Annotated in this window: 14 protein-coding genes; 2 read left to right on the forward strand and 12 right to left on the reverse strand. The window is 55.0% G+C overall.

The window, feature by feature from the left end:
• Positions 1–115: 115 nt before the first annotated feature.
• The 8 genes from fusA to fkpA form a co-directional block, all read right to left on the reverse strand.
• Entirely contained in the window at positions 116–2,230 is a 2,115-nt protein-coding gene (fusA, locus tag QZQ97_RS20835) for an elongation factor G (RefSeq protein ID WP_311994993.1), read from the reverse strand.
• Positions 2,231–2,327: 97 nt separating this feature from the next.
• Entirely contained in the window at positions 2,328–2,798 is a 471-nt protein-coding gene (gene rpsG / locus QZQ97_RS20840) for a 30S ribosomal protein S7 (RefSeq protein ID WP_004951199.1), read from the reverse strand.
• A gap of 96 nt (positions 2,799–2,894) precedes the next feature.
• Positions 2,895–3,269 carry a 30S ribosomal protein S12 gene (rpsL, locus tag QZQ97_RS20845; protein ID WP_004930426.1) on the reverse strand — a complete coding sequence of 125 codons (375 nt, stop codon included), beginning with the start codon at positions 3,267–3,269 and terminating at the stop codon, positions 2,895–2,897.
• Positions 3,270–3,412: 143 nt separating this feature from the next.
• Positions 3,413–3,700, reverse strand: coding sequence for a sulfurtransferase complex subunit TusB (tusB, locus tag QZQ97_RS20850; RefSeq protein WP_311994994.1), 288 nt, complete (start codon positions 3,698–3,700; stop codon positions 3,413–3,415).
• Between the two features lie 9 nt (positions 3,701–3,709).
• The gene (gene tusC, locus QZQ97_RS20855; RefSeq protein WP_311994995.1) at positions 3,710–4,069 is read right to left on the reverse strand and encodes a sulfurtransferase complex subunit TusC; all 360 of its coding nucleotides are present in this window, start codon (positions 4,067–4,069) and stop codon (positions 3,710–3,712) included.
• Between the two features lie 8 nt (positions 4,070–4,077).
• Entirely contained in the window at positions 4,078–4,467 is a 390-nt protein-coding gene (tusD, locus tag QZQ97_RS20860; protein WP_442995390.1) for a sulfurtransferase complex subunit TusD, read from the reverse strand.
• Positions 4,467–5,189, reverse strand: a complete 723-nt coding sequence (locus QZQ97_RS20865; protein ID WP_311994996.1) for a helix-turn-helix transcriptional regulator — start codon at positions 5,187–5,189, stop codon at positions 4,467–4,469. Before QZQ97_RS20865 ends, tusD begins: the two co-directional genes overlap by 1 nt.
• 414 nt (positions 5,190–5,603) lie before the next feature.
• Positions 5,604–6,446, reverse strand: coding sequence for an FKBP-type peptidyl-prolyl cis-trans isomerase (fkpA, locus tag QZQ97_RS20870; protein ID WP_311994997.1), 843 nt, complete (start codon positions 6,444–6,446; stop codon positions 5,604–5,606).
• Between the two features lie 370 nt (positions 6,447–6,816).
• Here fkpA and QZQ97_RS20875 point away from each other — a divergent pair, with 370 nt between their 5' ends.
• A complete protein-coding gene (locus QZQ97_RS20875; protein WP_311994998.1) occupies positions 6,817–7,044 on the forward strand; it encodes a SlyX family protein in 228 nt (75 codons plus the stop codon).
• Positions 7,045–7,101: 57 nt separating this feature from the next.
• Here QZQ97_RS20875 and slyD read toward each other — a convergent pair whose 3' ends face one another.
• The 4 genes from slyD to kefG form a co-directional block, all read right to left on the reverse strand.
• Positions 7,102–7,698 (reverse strand): peptidylprolyl isomerase, encoded by a 597-nt coding sequence (gene slyD / locus QZQ97_RS20880; protein ID WP_311994999.1) that lies wholly within the window; start codon positions 7,696–7,698, stop codon positions 7,102–7,104.
• A gap of 124 nt (positions 7,699–7,822) precedes the next feature.
• Complete coding sequence (locus QZQ97_RS20885) at positions 7,823–8,026, reverse strand: YheV family putative zinc ribbon protein (protein ID WP_004951224.1); 204 nt, start codon at positions 8,024–8,026, stop codon at positions 7,823–7,825.
• A gap of 15 nt (positions 8,027–8,041) precedes the next feature.
• Entirely contained in the window at positions 8,042–9,850 is a 1,809-nt protein-coding gene (kefB, locus tag QZQ97_RS20890) for a glutathione-regulated potassium-efflux system protein KefB (RefSeq protein ID WP_311995000.1), read from the reverse strand.
• Positions 9,851–9,852: 2 nt separating this feature from the next.
• Positions 9,853–10,404: a glutathione-regulated potassium-efflux system ancillary protein KefG gene (kefG, locus tag QZQ97_RS20895; RefSeq protein WP_006328470.1), complete on the reverse strand. Its 552-nt coding sequence runs from the start codon at positions 10,402–10,404 to the stop codon at positions 9,853–9,855.
• Positions 10,405–10,537: 133 nt separating this feature from the next.
• Between kefG and QZQ97_RS20900 the strand changes: the two genes are divergently transcribed.
• Entirely contained in the window at positions 10,538–12,451 is a 1,914-nt protein-coding gene (locus QZQ97_RS20900) for an ABC transporter ATP-binding protein (RefSeq protein WP_311995001.1), read from the forward strand.

The following is a 12,451-nucleotide window of genomic DNA, read 5'->3' on the forward strand; positions in this document are numbered from 1 at the left end:
AACGTTAACGTGCGGTTTGGAACGTTCAAATTTTTCTTTAGACACGGCTATATTCCTTACTCTTATGCTCTCTCCTCATGGAGAGAGCACTGATCAATGTGTTAAACCCGAAAGCTTATTTACCACGGGCTTCGATAACGGCCTGAGCGACGTTGTTCGGCGCATCATCGTACTTCAAGAACTCCATGGAGTAAGAAGCACGGCCTTTGGTCAGAGAACGCAGTTGAGTTGCGTATCCGAACATCTCGGACAACGGAACTTCAGCGTGAATCTGAACGCCAGTAGCGTTGGATTCCTGACCTTTCAGTTGACCACGACGACGGCTAAGGTCACCGATGACGTCACCAGTGTTCTCTTCCGGCGTTTCAACTTCAACCTTCATAATCGGCTCAAGCAAAACAGGTTTCGCTTTCTTAAAGCCATCTTTAAAGGCGATAGACGCAGCCAGTTTAAACGCCAATTCGGAGGAGTCAACATCGTGGAAAGAACCGAAATGCAGACGCACACCGAGATCAACAACCGGATAACCGGCCAGCGGACCAGACTTAAGCTGTTCCTGGAGGCCTTTATCAATGGCAGGGATGTATTCCGTTGGGATCACACCACCTTTAATGTCATTGATGAACTCGTAGCCTTTCGGATTTGAGCCCGGCTCCAGCGGGTACATGTCGATAACGACATGACCATACTGACCACGACCACCAGACTGCTTGGCGTGTTTACCTTCGATATCGGTAACTTTCGCACGAATCGCTTCACGGTAAGCAACCTGTGGTTTACCCACGTTCGCTTCAACGTTAAATTCACGACGCATACGGTCAACCAGGATATCCAGGTGAAGTTCACCCATACCTGCGATGATAGTCTGACCAGATTCTTCGTCAGTCCATACGCGGAATGATGGATCTTCCTTCGCCAGACGGCCCAGAGCCAGACCCATTTTTTCTTGGTCAGCTTTGGTTTTTGGTTCAACTGCAACGGAGATTACCGGCTCAGGGAACTCCATACGCTCCAGAATGATCACGTGGTTTGGATCACACAGAGTGTCACCGGTAGTCACGTCTTTCAGACCGATCGCTGCAGCGATGTCGCCCGCACGAACTTCTTTGATCTCTTCACGCTTGTTAGCGTGCATCTGAACGATACGGCCCAGACGCTCACGAGCAGCCTTCACTGAGTTCAATACGGTGTCACCGGAGTTAACGATACCGGAGTACACGCGGAAGAACGTCAGGTTACCCACGAATGGGTCGGTAGCAATTTTGAACGCCAGTGCAGCAAATGGCTCGTCATCGTTAGCATGACGCTCAGCCGGCGTATCTTTACCGTCGTCCAGGATACCGTTGATTGCAGGTACGTCAGTTGGTGCCGGCAGATATTCGATAACCGCATCCAACATTGCCTGCACGCCTTTGTTTTTAAAGGCAGAACCACAGGTAACCAGGATAATCTCGTTGTTCAGCACGCGCTGACGCAGAGCTGTCTTGATTTCTTCCTCGGTCAGCTCTTCGCCGCCCAGGTATTTTTCCATCAGCTCGTCTGAAGCTTCAGCAGCAGATTCAACCAGGTTCTGGTGCCATTCTTCGGCCAGCTCTTGCATGTCCGCAGGGATCTCTTCGTATTCGAAGGTCACGCCCTGGTCAGCATCGTTCCAGTTGACTGCTTTCATTTTCACCAGGTCAACGATACCGGTGAATTTCTCTTCTGCGCCGATAGCCAGCTGCAATGGCACTGGATTCGCGCCCAGACGAGATTTGATCTGACCAACAACTTTCAGGAAGTTAGCACCCATACGGTCCATTTTGTTAACGAACGCGATGCGTGGAACTTTGTATTTGTTAGCCTGACGCCATACGGTTTCAGACTGCGGCTGAACGCCACCAACAGCACAGTAAACCATTACAGCGCCATCAAGAACACGCATGGAACGTTCTACTTCGATGGTGAAGTCAACGTGCCCTGGGGTGTCGATGATGTTTACGCGGTGCGGCTCAAACTGCTTGGCCATACCAGACCAGAAAGCGGTAGTCGCTGCAGAAGTGATGGTAATACCACGCTCCTGCTCCTGCTCCATCCAGTCCATGGTGGCAGCGCCGTCATGAACTTCACCGATTTTGTGGTTTACACCGGTGTAGAACAGAATACGTTCGGTAGTGGTCGTCTTACCGGCGTCGATGTGAGCGCTGATACCGATGTTACGATAGCGCTCAATGGGTGTTGTACGAGCCATTTGATTCCTCTATTGCCTTAGGCGTTCAAGTTCGGTTAACCCAAGCGGGTTGGCTTCTTGAAGCGCCCGCTTGGTTAGCATAACTACTGCGTGGCAATTACCAGCGGTAGTGGGCGAACGCCTTGTTGGCTTCTGCCATACGGTGAACGTCTTCACGTTTCTTAACAGCAGAACCTTTGTTCTCAACTGCATCAGAAAGTTCGTTCGCCAAGCGCAGAGCCATGGATTTATCACCGCGTTTACGAGCAGCATCAACGATCCAGCGCATTGCCAAAGCATTACGACGGACCGGGCGGACTTCAACTGGTACCTGATAAGTAGAACCACCAACGCGGCGCGACTTAACTTCTACAGTCGGGCGAACGTTGTCGAGAGCTACTTCGAAAGCTTCCAGGTGATTTTTACCAGAACGCTGAGCCAGGGTCTCCAGCGCGGTATACACGATAGCTTCTGCAGTAGATTTTTTACCGTCTACCATCAGGATATTTACAAATTTGGCCAACAGCTCGGATCCGAACTTAGGATCTGGCAGGATTTTACGTTGGCCTATTACGCGACGACGTGGCATGGAAATACTCCGTTGTTAATTCAGGATTGTCCAAAACTCTACGAGTTTATTTTGACATTAAAGTGAAAATGTTTGGCCTTACTTAACGGAGAACCATTAAGCCTTTGGCTTCTTCACGCCGTACTTGGAACGAGCTTGCTTACGGTCTTTAACACCGGAGCAGTCAAGTGCACCACGGACGGTGTGGTAACGCACACCTGGCAAGTCTTTAACACGACCGCCACGGATCAGGATCACGGAGTGTTCCTGCAGGTTGTGACCTTCACCACCGATGTAGGAAGTCACTTCGAAACCGTTAGTCAAACGCACACGGCATACTTTACGCAGCGCGGAGTTTGGTTTTTTCGGGGTGGTGGTATATACGCGGGTACATACACCACGTTTCTGCGGGCAGGCTTCCAGCGCTGGAACGTTGCTTTTAGCAGCCTTCACAGAGCGTGGTTTGCGAACCAGCTGATTAATTGTTGCCATTAAAAAAGCTCCTGGTTTTGCTTCGTTTGTTGCTTCGTAAACATGTGATAAATCCCCTCGTATGCACTACTGGCAAAGTACGAGGCCGCAGAATTTTATGGCTGAGTGGTAGAGGTGTCAAGAAATATACAACATCACTCTCATCACCAAGCCATTTGGCTGTGGTGTTTTTCGGTTAATTCAACGAAGTGATTATAGCCGACGACCGTGATTTTGTGTGAAAAATGACCAACAAGACCTCTGGCTTCCAGGTCGTCCTTCAGCGCATAAAGTGATATGGGGGCATTGAGCAGCAATTCAAGGTGTGCGCTACCGGCCAACCCGGCCAGTACGCCATCCTGCAGCAGCAGCAGATCGTCGCCTTGTGTAGTCAAGCGCAGCAGCGCAGGCAAATCGCATTGAGTGGGAGAGTGGCTAAGGGTATACAGCATCCGAATGTCCTAAAAAGTCATTACCGCGTCATAGCCGGCCAACCGTTGGCGCAATGCATCCGGGGCCAGCACCTCGGCCTCCAGCATCCAGTCAGTAACCTGACTCAGACCGCGCTCCTGCAAAGATGCCTGGCACAGATAACACTGCTCGACGTCATACAGCGGCAGCACGCCGAAGGTGGCGATATAATTGCGCGCCAGGATTTTTTCCGGTTGCTGCCCCGGCAATAGCTGCAATACGCCATCGCCGATAAAAAAAACGCCCAGATCTTCACTCAGCGCCGAAGTCGCCAACAACGCATCCAACCCTTCCCTGCCGCCTGCGCTACCGTGCGGGCCTTGGGTAAAAACAAAAGCGACTCGTTTCATAAATTCTCTCAGAACTGCACCAGACGATCGCAACTCAGCGCCGCCTCTGCCAACGAACCCAACCCGCTAAGGGTAAAACCAGGTTGCAGATTAGCGGTTTCCAGCCCCTGCTGCGCAGCTTCCTGTTCATCGGTCACGCCGCGACGCAGCGCAGCGGCCACACAAACATTGAGCGCAATACCGTGCTGACGCGCCAGTTGTACCCAGCCGCGCACCAGATCGAACTCATCGCTGGCAGGCGATGTCAGTTGGTTGGCGTTCAGTACCCCTTCACGGTAGAAAAACACGCTGGAGAGCCGATGCCCTTTCGCCAGCAGGGCTAGTGCGAACTGATAGGCGCTGCTGGCCTGTTGAGTGCCGTACGCCGGGCCGGTGACCAAAAGGCAATAATCCAGCATCAGCGTTCGGTTCCCAGCAGGTCACCGCTTTTGAACTGGCGGATATACAGATACACGGTGTGCTTGGAAATATTCAGGCGATCCGCCACCTGATTAATCGCATCTTTGATATCAAAAATGCCTTTTTCATAGAGATTCAGTACCACCTGCCGATTTTTGGCATTGTTGGCGACATTACGATCGGCATTAACTTCCTCAATGGTGAACTCCAGCGTCTGTGCCACCAGATCGTCCACGGAAGAGGCAAAATTGACCGAGGGGGCCACGTCCTGGGTTTCCGGCGGCATGAAAGTCTGCATCACCTGGGAAAACGGCACATCGAGGTTCATGTTGATGCACAACAGGCCGATCACCCGCTGCTCGCGATTGCGGATGGCGATAGTGACCGATTTCATCAGCACGCCGCTTTTGGCGCGGGTGAAGTAGGCCTTCGAAACGCTGCTGTCATCACCTGCCATATCATGCAGCATGCGCAGCGCCAGGTCGGTGATCGGCGAACCGATCTGCCGCCCGGTATGCTCGCCGTTGGCAATGCGCACCGCCGAGCATTTCAAATCTTCCAGCGCGTGCAGCACGATCTCGCAGTGACCGCCGATCAGCATAGCAAGCCCATCGACCACGGCTTCATAAGACTTCAGGATTTCATGATCCGTCTGGCTAAACGGACGTTCATTCAGCAAATCAAGTTCGCTGGCTTCGCTGGATAAAAGCGAATTAGACATCGAAAATACCACCCTCAAAGATCGCCTGTGCCAGGGGGCGCAGCTAAAACGGCTCGTGCAGGCTCCCTTTTCACAGGCGGCATACCCTTGGGGATCCACAGGGCAGGCAGGCTGGTATCAGCATGAAACAGCACGACGGGCGTCCGCAGGCCAACACGGCCGGGAACAGTTTTAGGTACACGCCCTAAGGGGCAGACGGATGACTCATAAGTCCGGATTATTAGTCTAGCAAAACTACCAGAGTAAAGTCCTTGCGTTTGCGCGTGGTATTGACGTTAAGCCCGATGCCCGGCAGGCGTCAAGCAAACAGTGGGAGAGGGAAGTAAAAGTTACGCGTAATGGGGCATTCATCAGAGAGGCTGAAATGAGCACCGCCGCGAAAAAACTCGCGGCGGTGAGGGTAATCAGACAGGCTTATTGCGCTTTGGCGTCAGCCGCTGCGTCAGCCGGTTTTTCAGCCTTGGCGTCTGCTTTCGGTGCAGCTTTCACATCCAGCAGCTCAACATCGAATACCAGGGTAGAGTTAGCCGGAATGCCCGGAACGCCTGTTTTACCGTAGGCCAGCGCCGGTGGGATTACCAGCTTTATTTTGCCGCCCTTCTTGAGATGTTTCAGGCCTTCGGTCCAACCTGGAATCACGCCGTCCAGGCGGAATGACAGTGGTTCACCGCGGGTGTAGGAATTGTCAAACTCGGTGCCGTCGGTCAGAGTACCCTTGTAGTTCACTACCACGGTGTCGCTGTCTTTAGGCGCGTCACCCGCACCCGGTTTCTCTACCTTGTACAGCAAACCGGATTCAGTTTTCTTCACGCCTTTTTCTTTGGCGAAGGTCTCACGGTACTTGGCGCCTTTCGCTTCGTTGTCTTTGGCGTCTTGTTCCATTTTCGCCTGAGCAGAAGCCTTCACGCGCGCTTCAAAGCCCTGCAGCGTTTTTTCGATGTCCGCATCGTTCAGCTTGCTCTTGTTGGCGAAAGCGTCCTGAACGCCTGAGATCAACTGGTCTTTATCCAGTTTGATACCCAGTTTTTCTTGTTCTTTCAGAGAGTTGTCCATGTAACGCCCCAGGGATGCGCCCAGTGCGTAGGCCGCTTGCTCGTCATCGTTCTTGAACTTGCCGGTGCTTGGCGCTGCAGCTGCAGCGTCCGCTGGCTTGGCGGCTTCGGCCGGTTTAGCCGCATCAGCGGCCATAACCTGAGTCGCATTCAGAGCAAAAGCCATGGTGGTTGCCAGAAGCGTGACTTTAAACAAAGATTTCATCCATTTCTCCAGTGTCTGAAGCGGTGCCCCAAACAATCATTAAGTAAGATAACCGGGCTACTATAGCTGTCTGAAAGAAAACAAAACAGTCACACAGGTAACCAATCGAGTCAAAGTGTGACTCCGGGTTTAAGGAGAAGTTTCCTTAAATGTGCTACCCGCATGATAAATCAGATTTTTCTTGCACTCACACCATCGACGGTAACAAAATCAGCCAAGATAAGCGCTCTATTTTTCAGCACTTTACACAGTGTCCCGGCGCTTGAGATTATCCCCCGTTTCGAGAGGGGTGAAATAGCGCAGCGCAAAGCCGGCGGCAGCTGTTAACATAGCGCCAGATTCAGGATTAACCCGCTTCAGAGGTAGCATCATGCACAACGCCGATACCCAAAACCTGTTACTGCGGCTGGAAGAACTGGAGAGCCGCCAGGCTTTCCAGGAAGTCACCATTGAGGAACTCAACCAGACCGTGGTGCAGCACCAGCTTGAAATGCTGAAATTGCAGGAACACCTGCGCGTGCTGACCGATAAACTGCGCTCGACCCAAACGTCGATGATCGCCTCGCAGTCGGAAGAGACTCCACCGCCACATTATTGATAAACAATAAAAAAGGGCAGCCAATGGCCGCCCTTTTTTGCAATTGCCGCGCCGCGATTAGTGGCAGCCGCAACCACCGTTACCGCAACCGCCTTTCTTAGCCTGAGCCTGGTCATGCGCATGGTCATGATCGTGATCGTGGCCATGACCGCCGCAGCAACCGTCGCCGTGCTCGTGGTGGTGATCGTGCTCGCCGTGTACGTGACCGTGTGCCAGTTCTTCAGCGGTAGCTTCGCGGATCGCGACAACTTCCACGTTGAAGTTCAGGTTCTGACCCGCCAGCATGTGGTTACCGTCAACCACTACGTGATCGCCGTCCACCTCGGTGATTTCGACCGGAACCGGGCCCTGATCGGTGTCAGCCAGGAAACGCATGCCGACTTCCAACTCGTCAACGCCCATAAAGACGTCTTTCGGCACGCGCTGCACCAGGTTTTCGTCGTAGTTGCCGTACGCATCGTTAGCGCCAACATTCACGTCAAAACGATCGCCTGCTTCGTGGCCTTCGAGTGCTTTTTCCAGACCTGCGATCAGAGAACCATGCCCGTGCAGATAGTCCAGCGGCGCGCTCACCGGAGACTCATCAACCAAAACACCGTCTTCTGTACGTACTTGGTAAGCCAGGCTGACCACCAAGTCTTTTGCTACTTTCATGATATCTCCTACCGTTGGACACTTGGACGCAGCCCATCATCGGGTGCTGCGCCTTTACCGGACAGATTGTATCGGAAATCTGCCCCGCTGTACCCTTCAGCATAAAAAAACGCACCCGATAACGCTACTCCGGGTGGAAAATACCGATCACCTGCTCCTGCGGCCGGACGTGTTTTTCTACCTGCTGTTCGGTCTGTCGCTGGTGATGACCGCACTTGACGCACTCCACCACTTCGACCTGGTCTTCGCGCCAAACTGCCAGCGTATCCATAGCCTTACAGCTCGGGCAGACTGCCCCGGCGATAAATCTTTTACGTGTTGCGGACATCTTCTGTGCTCCAAATTATTCGTATTCATCCCAGCCGTCGAACTGGCGACTCTCTTTTTGCATTTCACGATGGAAAAGTTCCTCCAGCTCGCGCCGCGCCTCTTTCACGCGGGAAATCTGCGCCACATCGCCATGATGCGGCGGCATCAGCTCACGCAGCATACGCATGTCCAACCGGCGGAAGTGCTGCTGCGCGCGATAGGCCTGATGAGGATGCATACCCAGCTCCATCAGCGCCTTGCGCCCCAGTTCCAGTGCGCTGGAGAAGGTTTCGCGGCTGAACTGTTTGACCCCGGCCTGCAACAGTTCGTGCGCCTCCACGCGTCCGCGCGCGCGAGCCAGAATGCTCAACTCCGGAAAGTGCTGCTGGCACAAGCGCACGATCTCCATGGTATCTTCCGGCTCATTGCAGGTGATGACAATCGACTTGGCCTTCGCCGCGCCGGCCGCACGCAACAGCTCAAGTTCGGTGGCGTCGCCGTAATACACCTTGTAGCCGTAGCGGCGCAGCACGCCAACCGCGCTGACATCGCGCTCCAGCACGGTAATGCGCATCTTGTTGGCCATCAACAACCGGCCGATCACCTGACCAAACCGCCCGAAACCGACAATGATCACCTGCGGATCATCGTCCTCCACATACGGCGTTTCTTCGTCTTCATCCCTGGCGTTATACCGGCGTACCAGGATGCGATCGATAATCTGCATCAGCAGGGGTGTCGTCATCATCGACAAGGTCACCACCACCAACAGCAAGGCGAGTTGGTCAGACTGCAACACCTTCTGCGCGCCTGCGGCGGAAAACAGCACAAAGGCAAACTCTCCGCCCTGGCTGAGCACGCCGGCGAACTGCAAACGCACCGAACTGCGCAAGCCAAAGATGCGCGACAGCGAGTACAGCACCCCCGACTTGATCGCCACCAGCAGCACCACGCCGAGCAGCACTTCGACCAAATGGGTATAGAGTACGCCGATATTCAGCGCCATCCCCACCGAGATAAAGAACAGGCCCAACAGCAGCCCCTTGAACGGCTCGATGGCGATCTCCAGCTCATGGCGATATTCACTCTCCGCCAACAGCACGCCGGCGATAAAGGTGCCAAGCGCCATCGACAGGCCGAGCGTATCCATAAACAACGCCGCCCCCAATACCACCAACAGTGCGGCGGCGGTGAAAATTTCACGCACCCCGGAAGAGGCGATATAGCGGAACAACGGCCGCAGCAGAAAACGCCCGCCGATCAGCATGCCGCCGAACGCGGCTACCTTGATCGCGATTTCCGCCCAGTCGTCGCTGGTGCCACCGGCACCGGCCAGGATAGGGATCAGCGCCAGCGCCGGGATAACCGCCATATCCTGGAACAGCAGTACCGAGAACCCTAACTGGCCGCCTTCATTGCGGTTCATGCCCTTCTCGCGCATCAGCTGCAACGCCATCGCCGTTGATGACATCGCCAGCCCGATACCGCCGATAACGGCGGCCTGCCAAGCGAAATGGGTCAGATAAAGCAACGCCCCCAACACCGCGGCGGTGATCAATACCTGCCCGGCACCAACGCCGAATATCGAACGCCGCAGTTCCCACAGCTTGGTCGGGTTCAGCTCCAACCCGATGATAAACATCAGGAACACCACGCCCAGCTCGGAAAAGTGCAAGATCTCATCCACGTCGCGGATAAAGCCTAACCCCCAGGGACCGATGGCAATGCCGGCGATCAGATAGCCCAATACCGCGCCAATCCCCAGCCGACGGGCGATCGGCACCGTGACCACGGCGGCGAACAGGAACAGCAAAATTGCGGTCAGTAACGTCGAGCCTTCCATGATCATCTTCCTCCCTGCGGCAGCGGGTTACGCAGCCAGTCGCCATAGGCCGTGGCGTGACTTTCCAGCACCTCCGGCTTCTGCCGGCGCGCCCAATACACCAGCATCGGCGTCAGCCAGTGCATATGGCACATGGCGGCGGTCAGTTCGAACGGGCGCAGGATATCTTCCATCGGGTAACGGTTATAACCGCCGGTGCGGTAGGCGCCTTCAGGTTCTCCGGTGGTGATCACCGAACGCCAGTATTTGCCCGCCAGCGCATTGCCCCCCATGCCGCTGGCAAAACCGCGCGACAGCACGCGATCCAGCCATTCTTTCAGCAATGCCGGGCAGCTGTAGGTATAAAGAGGATGTTGAAAAACAATGACCTGATGTTCACGCAGCAATTGTTGTTCGTGGTGAATATCAATAAAAAAGTCAGGATAGTGCGCGTATAAATCGTGCACTGTGACATGTTCCAACTGCTGCGCCGGTCGAAGCAAAACCCGATTCGCGACCGAGTCATGGGATTCCGGATGGGCATACAGCAGCAAGACCTTGGGCGGCTGCGACATCATTCCCCTCCAAAGCGTCGTCAGGGTAACGGTTTTCCGTTACCATGCTACGCAAAGACTAATAATAGGACAGCCTGTGTCCTGTTAACTTAGAATCCTCTCAATTTAACATACTCTGAACATACGGCGCTTTATGATTGTATTCTCCTCGCTACAAATCCGACGCGGTACCCGCGTCCTGTTGGACAACGCCACGGCGACGGTTAATCCAGGTCAGAAAGTCGGCCTGGTGGGCAAAAACGGCTGCGGCAAATCCACGCTGCTGGCGTTGCTGAAAGGCGAAATCGCCGCGGACGGTGGTACTCACACCTTCCCCACTAACTGGGCGCTGGCCTGGGTCAACCAGGAAACGCCGGCGCTGGACGTGCCGGCCATTGAGTATGTTATCGACGGCGATCGCGAATTCCGTCAGCTTGAAGCCGAATTGCAATTAGCCAACGAGAAAAACGACGGCCACGCCATCGCCACGCTGCACGGCAAGCTGGATGCCATCGACGCCTGGACCATCCGCTCCCGCGCCGCCAGCCTGTTGCACGGCCTGGGCTTCTCCAACGAACAGCTGCAGAGCCCGGTGCGCGCTTTCTCGGGCGGCTGGCGCATGCGTTTGAACCTGGCGCAGGCGCTGGTCTGCCGCTCAGATCTGCTGCTGCTCGACGAACCGACCAACCACCTGGATCTGGATGCGGTCATTTGGCTGGAACGTTGGCTGAAGGGCTATCCGGGCACGCTGGTGCTGATTTCTCACGACCGCGACTTCCTCGATCCGATCGTCGATAAAATTCTGCATATCGAACAAGAGACCATCAACGAATACACCGGCAACTACTCCTCGTTCGAGCGCCAGCGCTCGACCAAACTGGCGCAGCAGCAGTCGCTGTATCAGCATCAACAGGAGAAAGTGGCGCACCTGCAAAGTTATATCGATCGCTTCCGCGCGCAGGCTACCAAAGCCAAACAGGCGCAGAGCCGCATTAAAATGCTCGAGCGCATGGAGCTGATCGCGCCGGCTCACGTCGATAACCCGTTCAGTTTCAGCTTCCGCCAGCCGGAAAGCTTGCCGAACCCGTTGCTGCGCATGGAGAAGGTCAGCGCCGGCTACGGCGAAAAAGTGATCCTGAAATCGATCAAGCTCAACCTGGTGCCCGGTTCGCGCATTGGCCTTCTGGGCCGTAATGGCGCCGGTAAATCTACCTTGATCAAAATGCTGGCCGGCTCGCTGGAGCCGCTGAGCGGTGAGATTGGCCTGGCGAAGGGCATCAAACTGGGCTACTTCGCTCAGCATCAGTTGGAGTTCTTGCGCGCCGACGAATCGCCGTTGCAACACCTGAGCCGTATCGCTCCCCGGGTGCTGGAACAGCAACTGCGCGACTACCTGGGCGGCTTCGGCTTCCAGGGCGACAAGGTCACCGAGGCCACCGAGCGTTTCTCCGGCGGCGAAAAGGCGCGGCTGGTGCTGGCCCTGATCGTCTGGCAGCGCCCTAACCTGCTGCTGCTCGACGAACCGACCAACCACCTGGATCTGGACATGCGCCAGGCCTTGACCGAAGCGCTGATCGATTTCGAAGGCGCGTTGGTGGTGGTTTCGCACGACCGTCACCTGCTGCGCTCCACCACTGACGATCTCTATCTGGTGCACGATGGTCAGGTCGAAGTTTTCGAAGGCGATCTGGACGACTACCAGCAATGGCTAAGCGACCTGCAGCGGCAGGAAAACCAGCAGGATGCGCCAGAGAAAGAAAACAACGGTAACAGCGCACAGGCGCGCAAAGATCAGAAACGACGCGAAGCCGAATTCCGCACCCAGACTCAGCCGCTGCGCAAGCAAATCGCCAAGCTGGAGCAGCAGATGGAAAAACTGGGCGCCGAGCTGGCGGCGGCAGAAGAGAAGCTGGCGGACTCTGCGCTGTATGACATCAGCCGCAAAGCCGATCTGACTGAGTGTCTGCAAAAACAAAGCCAGGCCAAATCCGCACTGGAAGAGACGGAAATGACCTGGCTGGATGCGCAAGAACGGTTGGAACAGCTGACAAACGAGTTTGAATTGTAG

Origin of the sequence: Serratia sp. root2, assembly GCF_031931805.1 — a bacterium.
Lineage (GTDB): Bacteria > Pseudomonadota > Gammaproteobacteria > Enterobacterales > Enterobacteriaceae > Serratia > Serratia inhibens.